Below are 24654 nucleotides of genomic sequence, written 5' to 3'. Positions count from 1 at the left end.
GAAGAGCAGCTATGTGTGGAGCGACGGGCGAAATCCGTCTCGACAACCAGGCCCCCGATGTGGCCGCCGTGGCCGCCATGGCCGCGGCCATGACGCCCCGCGGGCCCGACGGCGCCGGGGTGTGGTCGCAGGGCCGGGTGGCGCTGGGGCACCGCCGGCTCAAGATCATCGACCTGTCCGAGGCCGGCGCGCAGCCGATGGTCGACTCCGACCTCGGGTTGACCATCTGTTGGAACGGGTGCATCTACAACTACGAGGCCCTGCGCGACGAGCTCGCCGGCCACGGATACCGCTTCTTCTCCCACAGCGACACCGAGGTGCTGGGAAAGGCCTACCACCACTGGGGCGACCGCTTCGTCGAGCACCTGCACGGCATGTTCGCCTTCGCCATCACCGAACGCGACAGCGGCCGGGTGCTGCTCGGCCGTGACCGCCTGGGCATCAAGCCGCTCTATCTGTCCGAAGATGCCCGCCGCATCCGGTTCGCGTCCACCCTGCCCGCGCTGCTGGCCGGCGGCGGCGTCGACACCCGCATCGACCCGATCGCCCTGCACCACTACTTGAGCTTCCATTCGGTGGTCCCCGCACCGCGCACCATCCTCGCCGGGGTGCGCAAACTACCCCCCGGGTCGCTGCTGGCCATCGAACCGGACGGCACCCGCACCGAAACCACTTACTGGGCACCGGATTTCAGTCGCCGCACAGAACGGTCCGACTGGACCGAACGTGACTGGCAGGACGCCGTTCTCGACGCGCTGCGCACCGCCGTGCGCAGACGACTGGTGGCCGACGTGCCGGTGGGTTGCCTGCTGTCCGGCGGGGTTGACTCCAGCCTGATCGTCGGCCTGCTGGCCGAGGCGGGCCAGGCCGGACTGTCGACATTCTCGATCGGCTTCGAGTCGGTCGGCGGGGTCAAGGGCGACGAGTTCGTCTACTCCGACATCGTCGCCGACCGGTTCGGCACCGACCACCACCAGATCCGGATCGACACCGCGCGGATGCTGCCCGCCCTCGACGGGGCGATCGGCGCCATGAGCGAACCGATGGTCAGCCACGACTGCGTGGCGTTCTACCTGCTCAGCCAGGAAGTCTCCCGGCACGTCAAGGTGGTGCAGTCCGGCCAGGGCGCCGACGAGGTGTTCGCCGGCTACCACTGGTACCCGCCGATGGGCGAGCCCGATGCGGCCACCGTCGCCGGCTCCGTGGACCGCTACCGGGCGGCGTTCTTCGACCGCGACGACGACGGTGTCGCCGCTCTGCTCGCCGACGAGCGCGCCGGCTGGGACGGCGACCCCAGCCTGGCGTTCGTCACCGAGCATCTCGCCCGCTCCGGCGCGCAGACCGGCGTGGACCGCGCACTGCGCCTGGACACCACCGTGATGCTCGTCGACGACCCGGTCAAACGCGTCGACAACATGACGATGGCGTGGGGGCTGGAGGGCAGGGTGCCGTTCCTCGACCATGAACTCGTCGAACTGGCCGCTACCTGCCCGCCGCAGCTCAAGACCGCCCACGGCGGCAAAGGCGTACTGAAAGAAGCTGCCCGCCAAGTCGTTCCGGCCGAGGTCATCGACCGGCCCAAGGGCTACTTCCCGGTGCCGGCGCTCACCCACCTGGAGGGGCCGTATCTGGACATGGTCCGCGACGCCCTCTACGCGCCACAAGCCAAGGAACGTGGGCTGTTCCGGCCCGAGGCGGTCGAACGCCTGCTGGCCGACCCCAACGGCCGGCTGACGCCGCTGCGCGGCAACGAACTGTGGCAGATCGGCCTGCTGGAGCTGTGGCTGCAGCGGCACGGCATCACCGGGCCGGCGGCATGAACGCCAGCGGCCAGCGCGTGGCCGACGGCGGGTCGCGCATCGACACCGCAACCGAAGCCATCACCCTGGGCCTGCACGACGCGTCCCCGCAGCACCTGGTCGAGGAGATGCAAGATGACGTCGTCCTCGAATTGGGTTGGGGCCGTCTGATATTCGGTCAGACCTTTGCCGATCCCGACAAGCTCGCCGCCGTATTGCAGCAGGAGGAACGGGGCCGGCGCGATATCTGCATCTACGCCCGCGAATCCCATGTCCTGATCGCCAAATCACCGGCCGAGCTGTTCATCGATCCCAGCCACACCTACCGGTGGCGGTTCGGCGGCGACGCCGAGGAGGAGCCCACCCCGATCGGGTTCTCGGTTCGCGCGCTGCGCGACAAACCCGAAGCCGATGCGATGAACCGGGTCTACGTGCGGTGCGGCATGGTGCCCGCGCCCACCGAGGTGATCTGGAACAACCACCTGCACGCCGATGCGGTCGAGTACCTCGTTGCGGTCCGCGACGACGACGGTTCGGTGGTCGGCACCGTCACCGGGGTCGACCACAAGCGGTTGTTCAACGATCCCGAGGACGGCGCGAGCCTGTGGACGCTGGCCGTCGACCCGACCGCCAGCCTGCCCGGTATCGGGGCCGCGCTGACCCGCACGCTGGCCCGGATGTTCCGCGAGCGCGGCCGGGCCTACCTGGACCTGTCGGTGGCCTACGACAACGTCGCCGCCATCGGGCTCTACGAGAAGCTCGGCTTCCAGCGCGTTCCGGTGCTGGCCGTCAAACGCAAGAACGCCATCAACGAACCGCTGTTCACCCCCACCTCCGAGACCGTCGACGACCTCAACCCCTACGCCCGGATCATCGCCGACGAGGCGATGCGCCGCGGTATCCGCGTCGAGGTGCTCGACGCCGAAACCGGTGAGATGCGGCTGTCACACGGCGGGCGCAGCGTGGTGACCAGGGAGTCGTTGAGCGAGTACACCTCGGCGGTGGCGATGAGCCGCTGCGACGACAAGCGGCTCACCCGGCGCATCGTCTCCGAGGCCGGCATCGTCGTGCCCAAGGGCCGGCTGGCCACCTTCGACTCCGACGACCACGCATTCCTGGCCGAGGTCGGCGACGTCGTGGTCAAACCCACCCGCGGGGAGCAGGGCAAGGGGATCACCGTCGGAGTCGACGGACCCGACGCGCTGGACGCGGCCCTGGCCCGGGCGCGCGAACACCATCCCGAGGTGCTGATCGAGCAGCGCGCCTCCGGTGACGACCTGCGGCTGGTCGTGATCGACGGCAAGGTGGTCGCCGCCGCACTGCGCCGGCCCGCCGAGGTGGTGGGCACCGGCACGCACACCGTGCGAGAGCTGATCGAGACGCAGAGCCGGCGCCGCGCCGCGGCCACCGGCGGCGAGTCCCGCATTCCGCTCGACGAGGTCACCGAGGCGACGGTGGCCGAGGCCGGCTGGTCCTTCGAGGCCGTCCTGCCCGAAGGACACCGGCTGCGAGTCCGCCGAGCCGCGAACCTGCACCAGGGCGGCACCATCCACGACGTGACCGCCGAGGTGCATCCGGAGCTGCGCCGGGTGGCCGTGGTCGCCGCTGAAGCGGTCGGCATCCCGGTCACCGGTATCGACCTGCTGGTTCCCGATGTGGCTCGGGACGAGTATGTGTTCATCGAGGCCAATGAACGCCCCGGACTGGCCAACCACCAGCCGCAACCGACCGCTCAGGCCTTCGTCGACTTTCTGTTCCCCGGCCAGCCCGGACTACCGCAGGCCTGGACTCCGCAGGCGTCCCCGAACGGGACGTGAGGTCACCAGGTGCTGGTGCGCAGCACGATCTCAGCGGCCAACTGGGCAGTGGATTCGGCGGCATTGCGCCGCCCCGCGAAGTCGACCACCCGGTAGTCGCTGTAGACGTAGCGCTGACTGGCCCTGGCCAGCGCCCGGGCCGCCGGGGTGCTGACCAGGGCGGTGGTGTTGACCTCCACCGGCGGGCAGTCCTCGTCGCGGACCACGCCGTCCTGGTCGGGCACGCGGGGATGTCCACGGTCGACCACCACCAGCCCGGTGAACCGGTCGAGCCGGGTGGCGGCCAGCTCCCAGGCGATCTCGGCGCCGGCCCGATCGCCGACCAGCACACCCCAGCGGACGTCGAGCGCGTCGAGGATGCCCACCACGGCCTTGGGATGCAACCGGGGGTCGGCGCCGATAACGACGGTCCGCACCGACGCGGTGTGCAGCCGCTGGCAGACCGGATCGTAGGCCGCCGGCGCGTGCTGGGCCGCCCCCAGTACAACGACGTACGGCCCCTTTTCCGGGCCGGTCACGCTGACCGGCACGTGGACCCCGTCGACAGTCACCATTGTCGAAGGCACTTCGCCACGCTACTGCGAAGGCGGCTCCCGGCGGGCGGTTTCGCCATTGTCTGTCAGCCCCTGTTCAGCTAGTCCGGCGGATCTTGGCAGCTTGCTTGGCGAAAACATCCAGGAATGTCTGCGGCAGTGACGCTTTGGCTTCGACGCTGGGATTGGGTGCGGGAAAGGCGATTCCGAACATCCCAAGCCTGCCGACGTTCTGGAACGCCATGTAAACGCTACTGGGCGAACCCTTCAGCTGCATGGTCTGCTGATAGGCCAGTGCACCGTGCTCGACGCCGGGGAGCTCGACGGTGGTGATGGGGATGCCGACGGCGCGCGGGTCGAAGAAGGCCTCGAACTTCGCGCAACGGCGCGCGGCCGCCTCCAGTTTGGCAAGATCCAGCGGCCAGGACAGCACGGTCATCACGATGCGGGTGCCGTCGTAGGTGGCGGTGTACTTCGCGGCGCTGCCGGGCCCCCGTTCGGCCGACTCGGCGATGACATTGGTCAGGGCGTTGGCGCAGCCTTCGGGGCGAGACAGCATCGAGGGAGGAGCGCCGGCCCCGTCGGGCTGGCCGGGCTGCTCGACGATGCGGTCGTAGTGCACGCCGGGCGGGAAGTCCGCCGCGCGCAGCGTGACCTTCTCCAGGGTGGCGCCCGGCCATGTCGCCGTGCCCGCCACCGTTGACCCGCACCCCGCGACGAGGAAAGCGGTCACCGCCGCAACCGCGACCCGCACTCCCCGATGTGACATGAGTTTCAGGCTACCGACGCAGCGACGTGCTGACCGTGGGGCGCTCCGGCGGGCCACCGGCCAGCACCGACAGCAGGGCGTCGAGGTCGAGGTGGGCACCCAGCAGGTCGGCCATCACGTCGAGCTGGCGGTCTCGCCGGGCGGCCACGTTGACGTCGGCGGCGGCCCGGAACCGGTGCCGGCCGGCCGCCGCGGCGGCCTCGTCGAGCCACCGGCGCCGAAACTCGTCGTTGTCCAGCAGGCCGTGCCAGTGGGTGCCGTACACCGCGCCGCGGGCATAACCCGCGGGCGCGCCGCCGGCCTCGAACCAGCCGTCCGCACCGCACCGGGTTACCCGGCCGTGGTGGATCTCATAGCCGGCCAGGGGGTGCTGCCAGCGCCGCAACACCTTGTCGGGGGCGAAGTCGATATCGGCGTCCAGCAGGCCCAATCCGTCGACGACGCCGCTGTGGGTCTCGACGGTGTCGTTGATGCGGCGGCACAACATCTGGAATCCGCCGCAGATGCCGAGCACCGGGCGACCCGACCGGGCGTGCTCGGCGATGGCCTCGGCCAGTCCGCGGTCGCGCAGCCACCGCAGGTCTGCGACGGTGGCCTTGCTCCCGGGGATGACGACGACGTCGGCGTCGGCCACCTCGGCTGGGTCGCTGACCCAGCGGACCAGCACCCCGGGTTCGCAGGCCAGCGCCTCCACATCGGTGGAGTTCGAGATGCGCGGCAAGCGGAGCACCGCCACCCGCAGCCAGTCCTCGCCAAGCGGCGGTGCGGGCAGGCCGACCACCTGGCTGGCGACCACCGACACCGAGTCCTCGGTGTCAAGCCATAGCTCGTCGCTGTAGGGCAGCACCCCGTAGGTGGGGCGGCCGGACAATTCGGCGAGCTGGTCGAGGCCGGGAGCCAGTAGTGCCGGGTCGCCGCGGAACTTGTTGACGATGAAGCCGGCGATCAGCGCCTGGTCTTGCGGTGAGAGCACCGCAACCGTGCCGAACAGGTGGGCCAGCAACCCGCCGCGGTCGATGTCGCCGACGATGACGACCGGCAGCTGCGCCGCCCGCGCCAGTCCCATGTTGGCCAGATCGGTTGCGCGCAGATTGATCTCGGCCGGCGAGCCGGCACCCTCGCACAGTACGACGTCGAATTCGGCTCGCAGCGAAGCGAGTTCGTCGGCGACCACACCGGCCAGCCGGTCCCGGTGCTGGATGTAGTCGGACGCGCTGACCGTGCCCACCGCCTGGCCCTTGACCACCAGCTGCGAGGTTCGGTCGCTGCCGGGTTTGAGCAGTACCGGGTTGAACCGGGTGCTGGGCTCGAGGCCGGCGGCGCGCGCCTGCATGCCCTGGGCCCGGCCGATCTCGCCGCCCTCGACAGTGACCACCGAGTTGTTGCTCATGTTCTGCGCCTTGAACGGCGCGACACCGATTCCCTTGCGCGCCAGCAGTCGGCACAGTCCGGCGACCACCATCGACTTGCCGGCGTCCGAGGTGGTGCCGGCGACCAGCAGCGCGCCCCTCACGGGTGCGGCGCGAGTGTGCAGTTTCGTGCGCGACACGCCGACGCCGGTGTATGCCACCGCACGCTCGCCACGGTCACGGCAGGGTGAGGATCTCGGCGCCGTCCTCGGTGACGACGAGCGTGTGCTCGAACTGGGCGGTCCACTTGCGGTCCCTGGTGGCCACCGTCCAGCCGTCGTCCCAGATCTCGTAGTCCAGCCCACCGAGGTTGATCATCGGTTCGATGGTGAACGTCATACCGGGTTCCAGCATCGTCTCAACGCTGGGCTGGTCGTAGTGCAGCACCACCAGTCCGTTGTGGAACGTGGTGCCGATGCCGTGGCCGGTGAAATCGCGAACCACGTTGTAGCCGAACCGGTTTGCGTACGCCTCGATCACCCGGCCGACGACCGACAGCGCCCGGCCCGGCTTGACGGCCTTGATGGCCCGCATCATCGCCTCGTGCGTGCGCTCGACCAGCAGCCGATGCTCCTCGCTGACGTCGCCGGCCAGATAGGTGGCGTTGGTGTCGCCGTGCACACCGTGGATGTAGGCGGTGACGTCGATGTTGACGATGTCGCCGTCCTCGATGACCGTCGAGTCCGGGATGCCATGGCAGATGATCTCGTTGAGCGACGTGCAGCACGATTTCGGAAAACCCTTGTAGTGCAGGGTCGAGGGGTAGGCGCCGTGATCGACCATGTAGTCGTGGGCGATCCGGTCGAGCTCGTCGGTGGTCACGCCCGGGGCGACGGCTTTGCCGGCCTCGGCCAGCGCACCGGCCGCGATCCGCCCGGCGATCCGCATCTTCTCGATGACCTCGGGTGTCTGCACCCAGGGCTCGCTGCCCTCCTGAACCGTCGACTTGCCGACGTATTCGGGCCGCTCGATCGCCTTGGGGACCGGCAGGGTGGGTGAGACCACTCCGGGGCTCAGTGCACTGCGTACGGGCATGTTCCCAGCTTAATGGCGGCGCAGCAGTGGCCGCTTAGGGCCGCGGACGTTGACCGAGCCCAGCACGACGCGGCCGGTGAGCACGACGTGGGGGGTGCCCTCGGCCGGCGCGTCCTTGCGGCGGTCGCGCGCGGTGCCGCCGTAGACGGTGACATCGTCGATGGACGCACTGGCGCCGGCGGGCAGCCGGATGTCCACCGATCCGCGCACCATGTCGAGCTCGATCACGACGACCGGCCCGGCGAAGCGGGAGCTGGTGAGGTCCAGATCCACCGAGCCCATCCGGCGCACCAGTGCCAGCCGGGTCGGCACGATCCACTCCCCCTGGCGTTTCAGCGAGCCCAACCAGCCCCGCAGCTCGACGCGGTCGGCGGCCGAGGTGACGATGGCGCCCGGACCGGGCAGGTCGTCGACGAGGACCGCGAGATCGCTCTGCATCCGCGCCGCCGAGACCTGCGCCGAGCGCTCCTCGAACTCGCCGATGTCGATCAGCCCGAGCGCGACGGCATTGTGCAGTCGCCGCAACGTTCCGTTGCGGTCGGCATCGGATACCCGCAGCGCAGGACTGTTGTCGATTCCCGTCATGGCCATACCACGGTACCTGTTCGCCGAGACGAACGAATGGGTGTGCAACCCCGAGTGGATTGCACCATAACGTCGACCTCGGCGACTCGATTACCCTGTTGCGATGTTTGCCTTGCCGCGCCGGGTCGTGCTCATCGGTGCCGCCGTTGCACCGATCGCCGCCTGCAGCACCAACGCCGACGAGCTGATCAAGCCGGCGGCGCCACCCACCCCGGGCCAGGTGCTGGCTGCCGCCTCGGCCATTCCGGTGGGTTCGGGCACGGTCGTCGGCGACACCGTCATCACCCAACCTCAACCCGGGGTGTTCGAAGGTTTTGTCGCCCGGTGCACGCATGCCGGTTGCGTGCTGTCGGTGGGAGCCGCCGGGCCGGCGACATCGGACAAGGTGAGCGGGGCCACCATCGACTGCCCCTGCCATGGCAGCAGGTTCGGCCTGGACGGGACGGTTTTACGCGGGCCCGCGATGGCGCCGCTGACGCCCGTCGCAGTGAAAGTTCAGGGCAACCAGATAGTCGCCGACTGAATCAGTGGTGCCCGTTGTCGTTCGAGCTGTGGTTGTCCGACGGCTGGCTACCCGTCTGGGGCGCGGGCACGGAGCACTGGCCGTCGATGACGACCTGGCCGGGCTGGCAATCGGTGGTCTGGTCGGCCAGCGCGCTCGACGCCCCGAGCAGAGCCGACGCGGTCACGACCGCACCGACGACGACAACGCGGGCACCGGACCGCAACACGGACAGTCTCATTCTTTGCTCCCCCTGAGGTATTTGGGCCGAACAGCAGTCTAGCTGCGACAGCGTAGCTGAGCTGGCAGCACATCACATTGCCAGCAGGTCGGCAGACCTTCCCCAGACTTGCCCCGCGGGTCGACGGCGCGCCGGGGCGACAGCTACTTCACCAACGTGAACTGACCCACGTCGATCAAACCGCTGCGGAACATGCCCGGGCAGCCGAGGAGGTACTTCATGTAGCGGTCGTAGACCTCTTCGGACTGGATGGCAACGGCTTGGTCCTTGTGCGCCTCCAGCGCCGCCGACCAGTGGTCCAATGTCGTGGGGTAATGGGACTGCAGCGAATGGAACCGGGTCACGGTGAAACCGGGCTTGACCGCATGGGCCTCGACCATCCGCACCGACGGCAGCCGGCCGCCCGGAAAGATCTCGGTGATCATGAACTTGCAGAACCGGGCCATGTCGAAGGTCAGCGGTATGCCCTTTTCGAGCACTTCGTCGGGATGCAGACCAAGAATGGTGTGCAGCAACATGACGCCGTCATCGGGCATCGCGCCATAGGCGAACCTGAAGAAGTCGTCGTAGCGGTCGAAGCCGAAATGCTCGAAGGCGCCAATGGATACGATCCGGTCGACCGGCTCGTCGAACTGCTCCCAGCCGCGCAGTTCCACGCGCTTGGAGCGCGGGCTGTCCGACGCGGCAAACAACTGCTGGACGTAAGCATGCTGGTTCTGGCTGAGGGTCAGCCCGATCACGTTGACGTCGTAGCGCTCCAGCGCCCGGTTCAACGTCGAGCCCCACCCACAGCCCACATCGAGCAGTGTCATGCCCGGTTGCAGGTTCAGCTTGCCCAGGGCCAGGTCGATCTTGGCCAGCTGCGCCTCTTCCAGGGTCATGCCGTCATGCTCGAAGTAGGCGCAGCTGTAGGTCTGCGTCGGGTCGAGGAACAGCCGGAAGAAGTCGTCGGACAGGTCGTAGTGGGCTTGGACGTTCGCAAAGTGGGGTTGCTTGGACATCGCCACGGGCGCCTTCCTGAACATCCGGTGGCATTCACGACTGTCCCCCGACCGTGAGCTACCCGGATGTCTGCGTCCTCTGACCGTAGCCGACTTCGGGTGCTATCCGATAGCGGCGGATGTGGAGACGCTCAGGCCAGATAGTCGGCGGGAAGCTCGCTGAACATCATCTTGACCATCCGCACCGCGTACTCCGAACTGCCGCCGCCGACGATCAGCGCCGCGAACGCCAGATCCCCGCGGTACCCGGTGAACCAGGCGTGTGAGCCGCCCTCGAACTCCGCTTCACCGGTCTTGCCCCGTACGTCGCCGGCGTCGTTGATGTCTTTGGCGGTGCCGTTGGTCACCACCATCCGCATCATCGACCGCAGGCCGTCGAGCATGGCCGGGGTGATCGCCGGGTGGTCGCCGGTCTCGGTGGTCTGGCTACCGACGATCAGGTGCGGGTTGGGTGTCTTGCCCGCGGCCACGGTTGCCGCCGCCAGGGCCATCCCGAACGGGGTGACCAGAACCTTGCCCTGCCCGAACCCGTCCTCGGTCCGCTCGGCGAGGTTGACCGTCGGGGGCACCGTGCCGGTCACCGTGGTCAGACCGTCGATGGTGTAATCCGGGCCGATCCCGTATTGGGAGGCCGCGACCGTCAGCGCGGTCGGCGGCATCCGGCTGGCCAGCTCGGCGAAGGTGGTGTTGCACGAGTTGGCGAACGCCTTGGCCATCGGCACCGTGCCCAGGTCGAACTTGTTGTAGTTCGGGATGGTGCGGTGGCCGATGTCGATCTGGCCGGGGCAGCCCAGCAGCGTGTTGGGGGTAGCCAGGTCCCGGTCGATGGCCGCGCCGGCGGTGACGATCTTGAACGTCGAGCCGGGCGGGTACAGGCCGGTCGTGGCGGCAGGCCCGTCGGCGTCGGCCGCCGCGTTCTGGGCCACCGCGAGGATCTCGCCCGTCGAGGGCTTGATGACGACCATCATCGCCTTGCGCCCCTGGGTGTCGACGGCGTGCTGGGCGGCGTTCTGCACCGAGCGGTCCAGCGTGATCGAGATCGACGGCGCGGGTGTGGGTGGCACCTCATGCAACACGTCGACGTCGGCGCCGTTCTGGTTGACGCTGACCACCCGCCAGCCGGCTTCGCCGTCGAGCTGATCGATCACCGACTTCTTGACCTCGCTGATGATGGCCGGCGCGAAGTGGTCGTCGGTGGGCAACAGGTCGGCCTGCGGGGTGACGACGACGCCGGGCAGGTTGTCCAGGGCGGGGCCGACCCGGTCGTGGTCGGCGGGACGCAGCGTCATCAGTTCCAGGGGTGCGCTCGACGAGCTGGCCTGCTCGGCAAGCCGCTGCGGGTCCAGGGTGTTGTCGAACGGGCGCAGCTGGTCGGCGACCACCCGGGCCGTGGTCATCAGCGCGGAGCCCGCCTTGGCGGCGTCGAGCTGGTAGCGGTACAAGTTGCCGGGCGCCAGCACGTCGCTACCGCCCAGCTCGTTGACCGAGGCCCGTCGCGGCGGGTCGGCACGCAGCGAAAGTGTTTGGTGCTCACCAAGTTTGGGATGCAATCCGGCGGCGCTCCAGCGCACCCGCCAGGCCCCTTCGTCACGGATCATCTGCAGCACGCCGTCGTAGGTCCACGTCCGTTTCTTGGGCAGCTGCCAGGTGAAGCGGTAGTTCACGCTGCCGGTGTCCTCGGTGTAGCGCGAGCCGAGTATCTGCGCATCCAGATGGGTGGCCTGCAGCCCGGCCCAGGCCTCGTTGAGGGCGGCCTGCGCGTCGGCGGGCCGGTCCGACAGTTGGGCGGCACTGGCGGTGTCACCCTTGGTCAGGTCGGCGAAGAACTTTTCCGCGGCCGGGGCAGGACCGTCGGGACGCGGGGTGCACGCCGACAGCGTCGCCGAGGCCACCACGACCACCAGGATCGAAACCAAGCCTGTGACTCGTGTTGCTAATGAGGTGCAAGTAGCCATTGGGGCAGATGTTATGAGTCCGTGACCCCAATCCGGCGGAGGCGCACCGGCGTTGACCGCACTCAGTCGAGCAAGACGGTGGCGAACATCGCCACCTCGGCGAAACCGACCCGCGCATACGCCGCCCGGGCGACGGTGTTGTAGCTGTTCACATACAGGCTCGCGACGCGGCCGCCGTTCACCACGGCGGCCGCCACCGCCGCGGTCCCTGCCGTGCCGAGCCCGTGACCGCGCCACTCCGGGTGCACCCAGACCCCCTGGATCTGGCCGACCGCCGGCGACTGGGATCCCACCTCGGCCTTGAACACCACCTGGCCGCGGTCGAAGCGGGCATAGGCGCGCCCGGCCGCGATCAAGCTGGCCACCCGCCGCCGGTAGCCCCGCCCACCGTCACCGATCCGCGGATCGATCCCCACCTCGCCGATGAACATGTCGATCGCGGCCACCAGATAGGCGTCGAGCTCGTCCACCCGGACGCGGCGCACGGCCGGGTCGCTCGGGCAGGCCGGTGCCGTGCCGAGCGCCATCAATGGCTGACGGTCCCGGACGTCGCGGGCCGGCCCCCAGGCGTGCTGCAGACGGTCCCACATCGGCAGCACCAGGTCGGCCCGCCCGACCAGCGATGAGCAGCGCCGCGCGCTACTCATCGCCTTATCGGCGAAGGCCTGCAGATCGGGGGGCGTGCCGCGCAGCGGGATCAGGTTCGCCCCGGCGTAACACAGCGACTCCTCGGCACCCCGGCGTGTCCACAGCTCCCCGCCGATCGCCTGCGGCTCGACGCCGTGCTCGGAGACCCGGGCGGCCACCATGCAGGAGCCGACCGGATCGTCGGCGAGCACCCGACCCACCGCGGCGACATCGCGCACCACTGAGACCCGGCGTTCGTCGACCAGGCGGAACAGTGGTGGAGCCGACATGGGCGTCACTTTCTGCGGGTTCGAAAACCGCTGTGTTACGCCCTCAGCTTACGGTGACCACCGGAGAACCGCTGGCAGATGTGTCCGTGCCGCGTTGCTGCTCGGCAAGTTTCATCGCCTCTTCGATCAGGGTCTCGACGATCTGCGCCTCGGGGACCGTCCGGATGACCTCACCCTTGACGAAGATCTGCCCCTTGCCGTTGCCAGACGCGACGCCCAGGTCGGCCTCCCTGGCCTCGCCGGGACCGTTGACGACGCAACCCATCACCGCCACCCGCAGCGGCACGTCCAGGCCGTCCAGCCCCGCCGAGACGGCGTTGGCCAGTGTGTAGACGTCGACCTGGGCCCGCCCGCAGGACGGGCAGGACACGATTTCCAAGCCCCGGGGGCGCAGGTTGAGCGACTCCAGGATCTGGTTGCCGACCTTGACCTCTTCGACCGGCGGGGCCGACAGCGACACCCGAATGGTGTCGCCGATGCCACGCGACAGCAGCGCGCCGAAGGCGACGGCCGACTTGATGGTGCCCTGAAACGCCGGGCCCGCCTCGGTCACGCCGAGATGCAAGGGGTAATCGCACTTTTCGGCCAGCTGCTCGTAGGCGGCGACCATCACGACCGGATCGTTGTGCTTGACGCTGATCTTGATGTTTCCGAAGCCGTGTTCCTCGAACAGCGAGGCCTCCCACAGCGCGGACTCGACCAGCGCTTCCGGGGTGGCCTTGCCGTACTTGTCCATGAAGCGCTTGTCCAGCGAACCGGCATTGACGCCGATGCGAATCGGGATGCCCGCCGCCCCGGCGGCCTTGGCCACCTCGGCGACGCGACCGTCGAATTCCTTGATGTTGCCGGGGTTCACCCGCACCGCCGCGCAGCCGGCGTCGATCGCGGCGAAGATGTACTTCGGCTGGAAGTGGATGTCGGCGATCACCGGCAGGTTGCTGTGCCGCACGATCTCGGCCAGCGCGTCGGCGTCCTCCTGCCGGGGGCAGGCCACCCGGACGATGTCACAGCCGGCGGCGGTCAGCTCCGCAATCTGCTGCAGGGTGGCGTTGACGTCGTGGGTCTTGGTGGTGCACATGGATTGCACCGAGATCGGATGGTCGCTGCCGACGCCGACGTCGCGCACCATGAGCTGGCGGGTCTTGCGGCGGGGCGCCAGCACGGGGGCCGGCGGGGCCGGCATGCCCAGGCCGATGGAAGTCACTGATTCATCTCCAAACTCAGGCCGACTACTGGAACAGTCGGATCGGGTTGACCAGGTCGGCGGTGACGGTCAACAGCATGTAGCCGACCACCACGACGAGGATCACGTAGGTGGCCGGCATCAGCTTCAGGTAGTTCACCGGCGCCGCGGCGACTTTGCCGCGGGCCGAGCGGACCAGGTTGCGCAGCTTCTCGAAGACGGCGATGGCGATGTGGCCACCGTCGAACGGCAGCAGGGGCACCAGGTTGATCGCGCCCAGCACGAAGTTGAGCTGAGCCAGGAAGAACCAGAACGCCACCCACAGTCCGTGGTCGACGGTGTCGCCACCGATGATGCTGGCCCCCACGACGCTGATGGGGGTTTCCGGGTCACGCTCCCCGCCACCGATGGCGTGCACCAGCGCGCCGACCTTGGTGGGGATCGCCGCCAGCGACTTGCCCAACTCCACGGCCAGGTCACCGGTGAAGACGAAGGTGGCGGGCACCGCGGTCAGCAGGTTGTACTGGGCCGGCGGGAAGGTTGCGGCGCTGACCCCGACTGCCCCGACGCTGGTGGGGACGGGTTCGGCGCCCTTGTCCTTGGCGGCGTACCGCTGGGTGGGGGTGACGTCGACGGTGGTGGTGAACTCGCGGGTGGCGCCGTCCTCGGTGCGCTGCACGATGAACGGTGTGGGGCCGGCGGCCTTGCGCACCGCGGTGACCATCTCATCGAAGTTCTTCACCTCGGTGCCACCGACCTTGACGACCACGTCGCCGGCCTTGATGCCGGCCAGCGCGGCCGGGCCGGGCCCGGTGCAGTCGCCGAGCTTGCCCTTGGTGACTTCTGGTGCCACACATTGGGTTTCGCCGACGACGGCGGTGGTCGGCGCGTGCAGGTTGGGCAGGCCCCAGATGACGGCGATCGAATAGATGAGCACCAGGCCGATGAGGAAGTTCATCGCCGGGCCGGCGAACAGCACCGCCACCCGCTTCCAGGTCTTCTGCTTGTACATGGCGTAGGGCCGGTCCTGCGGCTCGAGCTCCTCGACCGACGTCATGCCGGCGATGTCGCAGAACCCGCCCAGCGGGACGGCCTTGACGCCGTACTCGGTATAGCCGAGCTTGTTGGGCCGCATCGTCGACCACAGCGTTGGGCCGAAGCCCACGAAGTAGCGGCGGACCTTCATTCCGGTGGCGCGCGCCACCCACATATGGCCACACTCGTGCAGCGCCACCGAGAGCAGGATGGCGAGCGCGAACAGCACGATGCCGATAGCGAACATCATCGGATTGAAGCGACCTCCTGTGCGACGACCGCACGGGCCCGTTGCCGAGCCCAGCGCTGCGCGTCAAGTACCTCATCCACGGTAGCTGGTTCGCCGGTCCACTGGTCGGCGGCGTGCAGGACGTCTGCAATTGTTCGCACGATGGCCGGGAACGGGATGCGCCCGTCCAGGAAGGCCGCGGCGGCCTCCTCGTTGGCGGCGTTGTACACCGCGGTCAGGCAGCCACCGGTCTGCCCGGCATGGCGGGCCAGGTCCACGGCCGGGAAGACCGTGGCGTCCAGCGGCTCGAATTCCCAGGTGGAGGCGGTGCTGAAGTCACAGGCCGCCGCCGCACCGGGCACCCGGTCGGGCCAGCCCAGCGCGAGCGCGATCGGCAGCTTCATATCCGGCGGGCTGGCCTGGGCGATGGTCGAGCCATCGGTGAACGTCACCATCGAATGCACGATCGACTGCGGGTGCACCACGACTTCGATGTCGTCGTATCCGATCCCGAACAGCAGGTGGGTCTCGATCAGCTCCAGGCCCTTGTTGACCAGCGAGGCCGAGTTCAGCGTGTTCATCGGGCCCATGCTCCAGGTGGGGTGGGCGCCGGCCTGCCCGGGTGTGACCGATTCCAGGTCGGCGGCCGACCAGCCGCGAAACGGTCCGCCGGAGGCGGTGAGCACCAGCTTGGCGACCTCCTCGGACCGCCCGGAGCGCAGGCACTGGGCCAGCGCCGAATGCTCGGAGTCCACCGGCACGATCTGGCCGGGAGCGGCGGCCTTGACCACCAGCGGCCCGCCGGCCACCAGCGACTCCTTGTTGGCCAGGGCCAGCCGCGCGCCGCTGGCCAGCGCGGCCAGGGTCGGTGCCAGCCCCAGCGCCCCGACCAGAGCGTTGAGCACCACGTCGGCGTGCACGTTCTCCACCAGGCGGGTCGCCGCGTCCGGCCCGGTGTAGGTGACCTCACCCACCCGATCGGCGGCGGCCGGGTCGGCGACGGCGATGTTGACCACCCCGGTCTGGGCCCGCTGGCGGGCCAGCAGTTCGGGGTTTCCGCCGCCGGCGGCCAGTCCCACGACCTCGAAGCGGTCCGGGTTTTCGGCGATGACCTCCAGCGCCTGGGTTCCGATCGAACCGGTGCTGCCCAGGATCAGGACCTTCAGGCGGTTGGCGGGGCTCACCCGACCAATTGTGCCGCCTCCAGGAGGCGGAATTGTCACGAGCCGACATCGACTCCGGTGTTTCGCGGCTCGACGGTGGTGTTTCCGCGCCCGCTGGCCACGCAACCGGGGGACGCCCGCCTGCATAGGTATATGGTTAGGCAACCCTTATGCCCCCCACCGGAAGGGTCCCGCATGCCCAGCTGCCGAAACGCGGTTCGGACCACCTGTGCCCTGATTCTGACCGTGCTCGTCGGCCTCGCCGGCACCGCGTGCTCCTCGGGCGGCGGCGACGAACTGCTGGTCTACAACGCCCAGCACGAGTCGCTGACCAATGAGTGGATCGACGCGTTCACCAAGGAAACCGGGATCAAGGTCACCTACCGCCAGGGCGGGGACACCGAGCTGGGCAATCAGCTGATCGCCGAGGGCTCCAACTCCCCCGCCGACGTGTTCCTCACCGAGAACTCCCCTGCCATGGCGGCCGTGGAGCGCGCCGGCCTGTTCGCGCCGATCGACGCGAAGGTCGTGGCCAACGTGCCCCCGCAGTTCCGCCCGGCCAGCAACGCCTGGGCCGGGGTCGCCGCACGCAGCACCGTCTTCGTCTACAACCCGGCCAAGCTGCCCGCCGACCAGCTGCCCGGCTCGCTGCTGGATCTGCAACGGCCGGAATGGAAGGGCCGCTGGGGCGCCCCACCCACCAAGGCCGACTTCCAGGCGATCGTCGCCGCGCTGCTGCAGCTGAAGGGCCCGGCCGCCACCGAGCAGTGGCTGGCCGGCATGAAGAGCAACGCCGTCATCTACTCCGACAACATCGCCACGCTGCGCGCAGTGAACAACGGCGAGGTCGCCGGCGGCGTGATCTACCACTACTACTGGTACCGCGATCAAGCCAAGACCAAGGAGATGAGCGGTAACACCGCGCTGCACTACTTCGGCAACCAGGATCCCGGGGCATTCCTGAGCCTGTCCGGTGGCGGAGTGCTCAAGTCGAGCAAGAAGCAGGACAAGGCACAGCAATTCCTGACCTTCATCACCTCCAAGGCCGGCCAGGAGGTGCTGCGCACCGGCACGTCGTTCGAGTATCCGGTGGCCAGCGGCGTACCCGCCAACGCCGCGCTGGTGCCGCTGAGCCGGCTGGACCCGCCCACCGTCGACCCGTCCACCCTGGACGCCAAACGCGTCTCGGACCTGATGACGCAGGCGGGCTTGTTGTAGGTGAGCGCCGTCATCGACGCGCCGCCGCGACCGGCGGCGAACCGATCCGGCCCGCGCCGGCGACCGGGCCCGGTCGCGGCCGCCGTCGTCGCGGTTCTTGTCGCGGTGACGTTCATTCCGCTGGGCTACGTGGCGTGGGCGTTCGTCACCACCGGGCCGGCGCGGGTCGTCGAGTTGGTGGTGCGGCCCCGCGTCGGCGAGCTGCTGGTCAACACCGTCGGCCTGGTGCTGGTCACCGTTCCGCTGTGTGTGGTGATCGGGATCGGCGCGGCCTGGCTCGTCGAGCGCACCGACGTGCCCGGCCGGGCGGCGTGGCGACCGCTGCTGGTGACCCCCCTGGCCGTGCCGGCGTTCGTCAACTCCTATGCCTGGGTCGGTGTCGTGCCCGGCTTGCACGGGTTCACCGCTGCCGTGCTGGTGACGACCCTGTCCTACTTCCCGTTCGCCTACCTGCCCGCGGCGGCCACCCTACGGCGGCTGGACCCGGCACTCGAGGAGTCTGCGCGGGCGCTGGGTTCCGGCTCGGTGGCGGTGTTCGGCCGCGTGGTGTTGCCGCAGCTGCGGTTGGCGATCCTGGGCGGCGCGCTGCTGATCGGCGTGCACCTGCTCGCCGAATACGGGGCATTCGCGATGCTGCGGTTCAACACCTTCACCACCGCGATCTTCGAGCAGTTCCAGGCCACGTTCGACGGCGCGGCCGGCTCGATGCTGGCCGGTGTGCTCGTGCTGCTGTGTCTGCTGCTGCTGGTGGCCGAGGCCGGCGCGCGGGGCCGCGCGCAGTTCGCCCGGGTGGGTTCGGGCGCGCCGCGACCGGCGACCACGGTTCGGCTCGGCACCGCTCGGATCCCCGCCGCGGCCGGCCTGACCGCGCTGTCGGTGCTGGCGCTGGGCGTTCCGGCGTGGACGATCGTGCGCTGGCTGTGGATCGGCGGGCCCGGCGTGTGGGTGCTCGACGATGTCGGCGTCGCGCTCGCCCAGACCGTCGGGCTGGCCGCGGCCGGTGCGCTGGCCGCGACCGCGCTGGCGTATCCCGTTGCGTGGGTGGCGGTTCGCACCAGCGGGCCGCTGGCGCGGGCTGTCGAGGGGGCGAACTTCCTCACCAGCTCGCTGCCCGGCATCGTCACCGCGCTGGCGCTGGTCACCGTGGCCATCCGGGTGACTCCCCCGCTCTACCAGACGGTGACCCTGCTGGTGTGCGCCTACGTGCTGATGTTCATCCCGCGGGCGCTGGTCAGCGTGCGAGCGGGTCTGGCCCAGGTGCCCGCCGGCCTGGAGGAGGCCTCGTGGACATTGGGCGTGCCGCCGGCGGCCACTTTCGCCCGAATCACACTGCGGCTCACCGCCCCCGCGGCCGCCGCCGGTGCGGCGATGGTGTTCGTCGCGGTCGCCACCGAGCTCACCGCCACCCTGTTGCTGGCACCGACGGGCACCCGCACCCTGTCGATGCGGTTCTGGTCGCTGGCCAGCGAGTTGGATTACGCCGCGGCCGCACCCTATGCCGCGATCATGATCGTGCTGGCGCTGCCGGTCACGATGCTGCTGGTCCGGCAGTCATCGAAGGTGGCCGCGCTGTGAACGTCCAACTGCAAACACGTTCTCTGACAAAGTCTTTCGACGGCAACACGGTGCTCGACAAACTTGACCTCGACATCGCCGACGGCGGCATCACCGCGGTACTGGGCCCGTCCGGCTGCGGCAAGACCACCCTGCTGCGCATCATCGCCGGATTCGAGACACCCGATGCCGGCACGGTCACGCTGGCCGGTCGCCAGGTCGCCGGCCCGGGTGGCGGGGTGGCACCGCACCGGCGTGGGGTGGGATACGTCGCGCAGGACGGCGCCCTGTTCCCGCACCTGACCGTCGGGCAGAACGTCGCCTACGGCCTCACCGGCGGGCAGCGTCGGCGCGCGGTACGTGACCAGGTCGCCGAGTTGCTGCGCACGGTGTCCCTGGACGAGTCGCTGGCCTCCCGGCGTCCCAGCGAATTGTCCGGCGGCCAGCAGCAGCGGGTCGCACTGGCCCGCGCCCTGGCCCGCCGCCCCGCCCTGATGCTGCTCGACGAACCGTTCAGCGCGCTGGACACCGGACTGCGCGCGGCCACCCGCAAGGCCGTGGCACGCACCCTGTCCGAAGCCGGCGTGACCGCCCTGCTGGTCACCCACGACCAGGAGGAGGCGCTGTCGATCGCCGACCAGGTGGCCGTGATGCGCGACGGACGATTCACCCAGGTGGGCACCCCGCAGGCGGTGTACCTCAACCCCACCTCCCGGTTCACCGCGGAATTCCTCGGCGATTGCGTGTTCCTGCCGTGCACCGTGCGCGACGGCGTCGCCGAGTGTGTACTCGGGCGCCTTCCCGTCGCGTCGGCGGCCGACGGGCCCGCAACGATGTTGCTGCGCCCCGAGCAGTTGCAGGCCAGCGTGGTCACCGATGCCGCCGGCACCGGCCTGGGCACCGTGGTGGGGGCGGAGTTCCTGGGGCCCGATGTGCTGCTGACCATCGCACCGGCCGGTGCGGCCGCGGCGATCACCGTGCGCCAGCACAGCTTCGGCTGTCCCGACCTGCACAGCAAGGTCACCGTCGAATTGTTGGGAACCCCGGTCATTTTCGAGGACAGTGGTGCGTGAGCTGGTCCAGCGGATGGCCGGCTTCGGTGACCGCATGGCCGTCGCGACGGCCACCGAGACCCTGACCCACCGCGACCTGGCCGCCCGCGCCGCCACCGCGGCGGCCGAACTGGGCCGGGAACCCAAACTCGTTCTGCTGGAGGCCGGCAACACCGTCGCGGCCCTGGTGTCCTACCTGGGTGCGCTGGCCGGCGGCCACGTCACCATCCCGGTACCCCCGGGGGCGGACCCGGCGGCGCTGCTGGACACCTATGACCCCGACGTCGTCGTCGCCGCGGACGGAACCGTCCGGCACCGCGGCCGGTCCAGCCGGCACCACCTGCACCCGGACTTGACGCTGCTGCTGAGCACCTCGGGCAGCACCGGCTCCCCCAAGCTGGTGCGCTTGTCGGCGGGCAACCTGCGCGCCAACGCCGTCGCGATCGCCGAGTATCTCCAGATAACCGAAACCGACCGGGCGGCAACCACATTGCCGATGTCGTACTGCTACGGACTCTCGGTGATCCACAGCCACCTGTGGCGGGGTGCCGCGCTGGTCCTCACCGATCGGTCGGTCACCGACGACCAGTTCTGGACGCTGTTCGGCCGCCACGGTGCCACCAGCCTGGCCGGGGTGCCCCACACATTCGACCTGCTCGACCGGATCGGCTTCGACACCATGGAATTGCCGACGCTGCGCTATGTCACCCAGGCCGGTGGACGCTTGGGCCCCGCGGCGGTGTGCCGGTACGCCGAACTCGGGCGCCGGCGCGGATTCGAGTTCGTCGTCATGTACGGCGCCACCGAGGCGACCGCGCGGATGGCCTATCTGCCAGCCGAACTCGCCCACACCCACCCCGAGGCCATCGGCCGGCCGATACCCGGGGGCCGGTTCACGCTGGCCGCGGTGGACGGCTTCGGCGATCCCGACGTCGGCGAGCTGGTCTACCACGGGCCGAATGTCATGATGGGCTACGCCCATTCGCCCGCCGACCTGGCCGGCGGCCCCGAACTCGAGGCGCTGCACACCGGGGATCTGGCCCGGTGCCTCGGCGACGGCCTCTACCAGGTGGTGGGCCGATTGAGCCGATTCGTCAAGCTCTACGGGTTGCGCATCGATCTGCAACGCGTCGAATCCGCCGTGGCCGAACACGCCGCCCCGGCGATGTGCACCGAGGCCGACGGACACCTTGTCGTCGCGGCCGCCGGCCCGGTGGACCCCGCCGAGCTGCGGCACCGCACCGCGGCTGCAGCCGGCCTGCCCGCCACGGCGGTGCGCGCCGTCGCGCTGGCCGAACTGCCGGTATTGCCGTCGGGCAAGCCCGACTACCCGGCCCTGCGCACCATCGCCCGCGAACAAGACCGGCGGCCCGCAACCGATGTGCGCGCCCTGTTCGCCGATGTGCTGCACGTCGACACCGACACCCTGACACCGCAGAGCAGCTTCGTCGGTTTGGGCGGTAACTCGCTGTCGTATGTGACGATGTCGATCCGGCTCGAACGCATGCTGGGCCGGCTGCCGGCCGACTGGCAGAACCGCACCATCGCCGAACTGGAAACCCTCGGCAGGCGCGGCGGTCCGCGATGGGGCGCGACGCTGGACACCAGCGTCGCCCTGCGGGCGGTTGCCATCGTGCTGATCGTGGGATCCCACGCGGGCCTGTTCGAACTGTGGGGTGGCGCCCACATTCTGCTCGCGGTCGCCGGTTACAACTTCGGCCGGTTCTGCCTGGCCAGCCCGGCCCGGCGGCAGCGGGTGCGGCATCTGGTCGACACGATCGCCTGGATCGCCATACCCTCGATCGTCTGGATCGCGTTCGCCCTGCTCGTCACCGACGATTACGCGCCCACCAATCTGGTTCTGCTGCAAAAGGTTCTCGGTCCGCACGACAGCATGACCGCAGGCCGGCTGTGGTTCGTCGAGGTGCTGGTGTGGATTCTGGTGGCGCTCACCGCGATCAGCTGGCTTCCGGTCTGCGATCGCCTGGAGCGTCGCTTTCCGTTCGGGATCGCGGCGGCGTTCCTGGCGCTCGGCCTGGCCCTGCGCTACGACCTCGGTGGTCTGCACCTGGGCCGAGAGGCGTGGTTCACGGTGCTGGCCTTCTGGTTTTTCGCGGCCGGCTGGGCCGCGGCCAAGGCCGGCGCTGCCTGGCAGCGCCTGGCGATCAGCGCCGTCGTCGTCATCGGGGTGGCCGGATATTTCGGCAACGGCCACCGGGAAGCTCTGGTCGCCGCCGGGATTCTGCTGCTGATCTGGCTGCCCGCCGTGGCGTTCCCCGCCCCGTTGACCGCCGTCGCCGGCGTAGTCGCCGAGGCCTCGCTCTACATCTACCTCACGCACTTTCAGGTGTATCCGCTGTTCGGTCATCCGGTGGCCGGTGTCGCCGCCTCGATCGTGGTGGGCGTCGCCGTGGCCCGGGTGGTTGCCGCGGTCCGCGCCCGGGTGGGGTTGGCAGCACTTCCCGCTCGTGCGAATGTGACGCGTTTGTGACCTGAGCCGTTCGGACCAGTCCGGCACGAGCCTCGACCCGAATCCCTTGTGCAAGCCGATCGCGACGCGGTCGGTCCATTGAATGCAGACAAGGGAGTCACGATGCATGTTCACCGCACAGCCCCGACGACAGCCGGGATCGCCGTGGCGGCCGTCCTCTTCTCGGCGTGTTCGTCGACCACCGGAAGCACCGCGAGCTCGCAATCCTCCGCCCCGCAACCGACCACCACCACAACCACCACATCCACGACCATGGCCGCCCCGGCCGCCGACCTGGTCGGTCCCGGCTGCGCGGGCTACGCCGAGCAGGTGCCCACCGGGCCGGGCTCGGTCTCCGGTATGGCGGCCGCCCCGCTCACGGTGGCGGCGTCCAACAACCCCATGCTCACCACGTTGACCTCGGCGCTGTCGGGCAAGCTCAATCCGAACGTCAACCTGGTCAAGACCCTCGACGGTGGGGAGTTCACCGTGTTCGCCCCGACCGATGACGCGTTCGCCAAGATCGATCCCGCCACGATCGAGAAGCTCAAGACCGACTCGGATCTGCTGACCTCGATCCTGACCTACCACGTGGTGTCCGGCCAGGCCAGCCCCGCGCAGGTCGTCGGCGAGCACAAGACCGTGCAGGGCGCCACCGTGACGGTCACCGGCTCGGGCAACGAGCTGAAGGTCAACGACGCCAACGTGGTCTGCGGTGGCGTCAAGACCGCCAACGCCACGGTCTACATGATCGACACCGTCCTGATGCCCCCGGCTCAGTAAGAACGTCCGCCCACCACTGCACTGTCCGATCCAGGAGGAACACCCATGTCCACGTTGATGTCCAAGAAAGCAAGCACGATCGCAACCCTCGCCGCCACCGCGGCACTCGGCCTCTCGCTGGCCGTAACCCCCAGCGCCACAGCCGATGACGCGGCCACCAACCTGGTGGGCCCCGGCTGCAGTGCCTACGCGGCCCAGGTACCCACCGGGCCCGGTTCGGTGGCGGGGATGGCGATGTCGCCGGTTGCCGTTGCCGCGTCCAACAATCCGCTCCTGACCACCCTGACCGCCGCGGTCTCGGGCGCGCTGAACCCGAACGTGAATCTCGTCGACACCCTCAACGGCGGCCAGTTCACCGTGTTCGCCCCGACCGATGCCGCGTTCGCCAAGATCGATCCCGCGACCATCGAGCAGCTCAAGACCGACTCGGATCTGCTGACCTCGATCCTGACCTACCACGTGGTGTCCGGCCAGGCCAGCCCCGCGCAGGTGGTCGGCACCCACAAGACGGTGCAGGGCGCAGATCTGACCGTCACCGGTTCGGGTGATCATCTGCAGGTCAACGGGGCCAATGTGGTCTGCGGCGGGGTGAAGACCGCCAACGCGACCGTCTACCTCATCGACACCGTGCTGATGCCCCCGGCCCAGTAACCGGACGCACGCACGAGGGTGCGGTTTCGCCACGCCGCCCGGCGTACTGCGAAACCGCACCCTCGCTGCGTTGTTCAGGCCGGGTTGAACAGCCGCGGCTCCAGCCAGGCCCCGTTGCGGAAGCGATGCAACGCCTTCGCCCCGGCCAGCACCGCAAGGTCGGCTAGCGGCTCGAGGACGATTACCGACATGTACGCCACCCCGAACGTCGCGACGCTGGCGATGGTCTGGCCGCTGAAACCCTCCCCGTAGATCGCCCAGAACGTCACCCATGACACGATCCCGGCCTGGTATGTGGTCGACAGTGCCAGTGCCTGGCGGTATTTCAGATCGACGTAGCGGGTCTGTGGCGCGATGGTCCTGGCCGCGACGTACTGCAATGCGAACAGCGGTACCAGCAGGGTGGTGACGTTCATGCCGTACTGCGGTAGATCGAAGGGCGCGAAGAACAGACCCTGCGTCAGCAGTCCCAGCGCCAGGCCGAACGCCGCGGGCACCGCTCCGAACAGCAGGAACAGGGTAGACCCGAGAATCAGGTGCACCTCCGAGATTCCCACTGGCACATGCGGGAACACCTGGAAGAAGACGAACACCAGCGCCGTCGTGGCGATTGTTCCGGTCAGCAGCGAGCCCGCCCCCCGCTCTTTGATGTGCTTCCACGCCAGGGTCAGCGCGTACCCGCCGACGCCGCCGGCGGTGAGGTAACTCAGGACGATCTTGGGTCCTTCAACGATTCCGGGCTCGATGTGCATC

General features: G+C 69.2%; 22 protein-coding genes. 9 read left to right on the top strand and 13 right to left on the bottom strand.

Annotated elements, in window-relative coordinates; genetic code table 11:
* The first annotated feature begins 11 nt into the window (after positions 1–11).
* Positions 12–1820: an N-acetylglutaminylglutamine amidotransferase gene (locus tag ADBZ9K_RS16965; RefSeq protein ID WP_526622381.1), complete on the top strand. Its 1809-nt coding sequence runs from the start codon at positions 12–14 to the stop codon at positions 1818–1820.
* Positions 1817–3616 (top strand): N-acetylglutaminylglutamine synthetase, encoded by a 1800-nt coding sequence (ngg, locus tag ADBZ9K_RS16960; RefSeq protein ID WP_526622734.1) that lies wholly within the window; start codon positions 1817–1819, stop codon positions 3614–3616. The genes ADBZ9K_RS16965 and ngg overlap by 4 nt, the downstream gene beginning before the upstream one ends.
* Positions 3617–3618: 2 nt before the next feature.
* Here the strand turns inward: ngg and ADBZ9K_RS16955 are convergent, their stop codons facing one another.
* From ADBZ9K_RS16955 to ADBZ9K_RS16935, 5 genes are all read right to left on the bottom strand, one after another.
* Positions 3619–4170: an alpha/beta hydrolase gene (locus ADBZ9K_RS16955; protein ID WP_526622732.1), complete on the bottom strand. Its 552-nt coding sequence runs from the start codon at positions 4168–4170 to the stop codon at positions 3619–3621.
* Between the two features lie 76 nt (positions 4171–4246).
* Positions 4247–4918 (bottom strand): hypothetical protein, encoded by a 672-nt coding sequence (locus ADBZ9K_RS16950; protein ID WP_526622379.1) that lies wholly within the window; start codon positions 4916–4918, stop codon positions 4247–4249.
* 10 nt (positions 4919–4928) lie between these two features.
* Positions 4929–6431 (bottom strand): cobyric acid synthase, encoded by a 1503-nt coding sequence (locus ADBZ9K_RS16945; protein ID WP_526622377.1) that lies wholly within the window; start codon positions 6429–6431, stop codon positions 4929–4931.
* Between the two features lie 73 nt (positions 6432–6504).
* A complete protein-coding gene (gene map, locus ADBZ9K_RS16940) occupies positions 6505–7362 on the bottom strand; it encodes a type I methionyl aminopeptidase (protein ID WP_526622375.1) in 858 nt (285 codons plus the stop codon).
* A gap of 9 nt (positions 7363–7371) precedes the next feature.
* Entirely contained in the window at positions 7372–7953 is a 582-nt protein-coding gene (locus tag ADBZ9K_RS16935; RefSeq protein ID WP_526622373.1) for a DUF1707 domain-containing protein, read from the bottom strand.
* A 97-nt stretch (positions 7954–8050) separates the two neighbouring features.
* Here ADBZ9K_RS16935 and ADBZ9K_RS16930 point away from each other — a divergent pair, with 97 nt between their 5' ends.
* Positions 8051–8470, top strand: a complete 420-nt coding sequence (locus tag ADBZ9K_RS16930; RefSeq protein WP_526622372.1) for a Rieske (2Fe-2S) protein — start codon at positions 8051–8053, stop codon at positions 8468–8470.
* 1 nt (position 8471) lies between these two features.
* On the opposite strand, the gene ADBZ9K_RS16925 is transcribed toward ADBZ9K_RS16930, so the two are convergent.
* The 7 genes from ADBZ9K_RS16925 to dxr form a co-directional block, all read right to left on the bottom strand.
* Positions 8472–8690 carry a hypothetical protein gene (locus ADBZ9K_RS16925; RefSeq protein WP_526622371.1) on the bottom strand — a complete coding sequence of 73 codons (219 nt, stop codon included), beginning with the start codon at positions 8688–8690 and terminating at the stop codon, positions 8472–8474.
* A 143-nt stretch (positions 8691–8833) separates the two neighbouring features.
* On the bottom strand, positions 8834–9691 hold the full coding sequence (locus tag ADBZ9K_RS16920) for a cyclopropane mycolic acid synthase family methyltransferase (protein WP_526622370.1): 858 nt from the start codon (positions 9689–9691) through the stop codon (positions 8834–8836).
* 131 nt (positions 9692–9822) lie between these two features.
* A complete protein-coding gene (locus tag ADBZ9K_RS16915; protein ID WP_526622368.1) occupies positions 9823–11646 on the bottom strand; it encodes a penicillin-binding transpeptidase domain-containing protein in 1824 nt (607 codons plus the stop codon).
* A 62-nt stretch (positions 11647–11708) separates the two neighbouring features.
* A complete protein-coding gene (locus ADBZ9K_RS16910; protein WP_526622366.1) occupies positions 11709–12563 on the bottom strand; it encodes a GNAT family N-acetyltransferase in 855 nt (284 codons plus the stop codon).
* Between the two features lie 43 nt (positions 12564–12606).
* On the bottom strand, positions 12607–13746 hold the full coding sequence (gene ispG / locus ADBZ9K_RS16905; protein WP_526622730.1) for a flavodoxin-dependent (E)-4-hydroxy-3-methylbut-2-enyl-diphosphate synthase: 1140 nt from the start codon (positions 13744–13746) through the stop codon (positions 12607–12609).
* 46 nt (positions 13747–13792) lie between these two features.
* Positions 13793–15031: a M50 family metallopeptidase gene (locus ADBZ9K_RS16900; RefSeq protein WP_526622364.1), complete on the bottom strand. Its 1239-nt coding sequence runs from the start codon at positions 15029–15031 to the stop codon at positions 13793–13795.
* A complete protein-coding gene (gene dxr, locus ADBZ9K_RS16895; RefSeq protein ID WP_526622729.1) occupies positions 15028–16203 on the bottom strand; it encodes a 1-deoxy-D-xylulose-5-phosphate reductoisomerase in 1176 nt (391 codons plus the stop codon). The genes ADBZ9K_RS16900 and dxr overlap by 4 nt, the downstream gene beginning before the upstream one ends.
* 165 nt (positions 16204–16368) lie before the next feature.
* On the opposite strand from dxr, the gene ADBZ9K_RS16890 reads away from it, so the two are divergent.
* The 6 genes from ADBZ9K_RS16890 to ADBZ9K_RS16865 all read left to right on the top strand — a co-directional run bounded on the left by ADBZ9K_RS16890 (position 16369) and on the right by ADBZ9K_RS16865 (position 23901).
* Positions 16369–17391, top strand: a complete 1023-nt coding sequence (locus tag ADBZ9K_RS16890) for an iron ABC transporter substrate-binding protein (RefSeq protein ID WP_526622362.1) — start codon at positions 16369–16371, stop codon at positions 17389–17391.
* On the top strand, positions 17392–18966 hold the full coding sequence (locus ADBZ9K_RS16885) for an ABC transporter permease (protein ID WP_526622360.1): 1575 nt from the start codon (positions 17392–17394) through the stop codon (positions 18964–18966).
* Positions 18963–20018, top strand: coding sequence for an ABC transporter ATP-binding protein (locus ADBZ9K_RS16880; protein ID WP_526622359.1), 1056 nt, complete (start codon positions 18963–18965; stop codon positions 20016–20018). Before ADBZ9K_RS16885 ends, ADBZ9K_RS16880 begins: the two co-directional genes overlap by 4 nt.
* The gene (locus ADBZ9K_RS16875; protein WP_526622357.1) at positions 20011–22488 is read left to right on the top strand and encodes an AMP-binding protein; all 2478 of its coding nucleotides are present in this window, start codon (positions 20011–20013) and stop codon (positions 22486–22488) included. Before ADBZ9K_RS16880 ends, ADBZ9K_RS16875 begins: the two co-directional genes overlap by 8 nt.
* Positions 22489–22590: 102 nt before the next feature.
* The gene (locus tag ADBZ9K_RS16870; RefSeq protein ID WP_526622355.1) at positions 22591–23250 is read left to right on the top strand and encodes a fasciclin domain-containing protein; all 660 of its coding nucleotides are present in this window, start codon (positions 22591–22593) and stop codon (positions 23248–23250) included.
* A gap of 45 nt (positions 23251–23295) precedes the next feature.
* A complete protein-coding gene (locus ADBZ9K_RS16865) occupies positions 23296–23901 on the top strand; it encodes a fasciclin domain-containing protein (protein WP_526622353.1) in 606 nt (201 codons plus the stop codon).
* A 74-nt stretch (positions 23902–23975) separates the two neighbouring features.
* On the opposite strand, the gene ADBZ9K_RS16860 is transcribed toward ADBZ9K_RS16865, so the two are convergent.
* Complete coding sequence (locus ADBZ9K_RS16860) at positions 23976–24653, bottom strand: energy-coupling factor ABC transporter permease (protein WP_526622352.1); 678 nt, start codon at positions 24651–24653, stop codon at positions 23976–23978.
* Between the last annotated feature and the right edge of the window lies 1 nt (position 24654).

Origin of the sequence: Mycobacterium sp., from assembly GCF_965229265.1 — a bacterium.
Classification (GTDB): Bacteria; Actinomycetota; Actinomycetes; order Mycobacteriales; family Mycobacteriaceae; genus Mycobacterium.
This window is presented reverse-complemented; position numbering and strand designations above follow the sequence as displayed.

What these genes read in the sequence shown, in the direction of transcription:
- ADBZ9K_RS16965 (WP_526622381.1), top strand. Translation starts at nt 12, where the DNA reads ATGTGTGGAGCGACGGGCGAAATCCGTCTCGACAACCAGGCCCCCGAT.
- ngg (WP_526622734.1), top strand. Translation starts at nt 1,817, where the DNA reads ATGAACGCCAGCGGCCAGCGCGTGGCCGACGGCGGGTCGCGCATCGAC.
- ADBZ9K_RS16955 (WP_526622732.1), bottom strand. Translation starts at nt 4,170, where the DNA reads ATGGTGACTGTCGACGGGGTCCACGTGCCGGTCAGCGTGACCGGCCCG.
- ADBZ9K_RS16950 (WP_526622379.1), bottom strand. Translation starts at nt 4,918, where the DNA reads ATGTCACATCGGGGAGTGCGGGTCGCGGTTGCGGCGGTGACCGCTTTC.
- map (WP_526622375.1), bottom strand. Translation starts at nt 7,362, where the DNA reads ATGCCCGTACGCAGTGCACTGAGCCCCGGAGTGGTCTCACCCACCCTG.
- ADBZ9K_RS16935 (WP_526622373.1), bottom strand. Translation starts at nt 7,953, where the DNA reads ATGGCCATGACGGGAATCGACAACAGTCCTGCGCTGCGGGTATCCGAT.
- ADBZ9K_RS16930 (WP_526622372.1), top strand. Translation starts at nt 8,051, where the DNA reads ATGTTTGCCTTGCCGCGCCGGGTCGTGCTCATCGGTGCCGCCGTTGCA.
- ADBZ9K_RS16925 (WP_526622371.1), bottom strand. Translation starts at nt 8,690, where the DNA reads ATGAGACTGTCCGTGTTGCGGTCCGGTGCCCGCGTTGTCGTCGTCGGT.
- ADBZ9K_RS16920 (WP_526622370.1), bottom strand. Translation starts at nt 9,691, where the DNA reads ATGTCCAAGCAACCCCACTTTGCGAACGTCCAAGCCCACTACGACCTG.
- ADBZ9K_RS16915 (WP_526622368.1), bottom strand. Translation starts at nt 11,646, where the DNA reads ATGGCTACTTGCACCTCATTAGCAACACGAGTCACAGGCTTGGTTTCG.
- ADBZ9K_RS16910 (WP_526622366.1), bottom strand. Translation starts at nt 12,563, where the DNA reads ATGTCGGCTCCACCACTGTTCCGCCTGGTCGACGAACGCCGGGTCTCA.
- ispG (WP_526622730.1), bottom strand. Translation starts at nt 13,746, where the DNA reads ATGCCGGCCCCGCCGGCCCCCGTGCTGGCGCCCCGCCGCAAGACCCGC.
- ADBZ9K_RS16900 (WP_526622364.1), bottom strand. Translation starts at nt 15,031, where the DNA reads ATGATGTTCGCTATCGGCATCGTGCTGTTCGCGCTCGCCATCCTGCTC.
- ADBZ9K_RS16890 (WP_526622362.1), top strand. Translation starts at nt 16,369, where the DNA reads ATGCCCAGCTGCCGAAACGCGGTTCGGACCACCTGTGCCCTGATTCTG.
- ADBZ9K_RS16870 (WP_526622355.1), top strand. Translation starts at nt 22,591, where the DNA reads ATGCATGTTCACCGCACAGCCCCGACGACAGCCGGGATCGCCGTGGCG.
- ADBZ9K_RS16865 (WP_526622353.1), top strand. Translation starts at nt 23,296, where the DNA reads ATGTCCACGTTGATGTCCAAGAAAGCAAGCACGATCGCAACCCTCGCC.
- ADBZ9K_RS16860 (WP_526622352.1), bottom strand. Translation starts at nt 24,653, where the DNA reads ATGCACATCGAGCCCGGAATCGTTGAAGGACCCAAGATCGTCCTGAGT.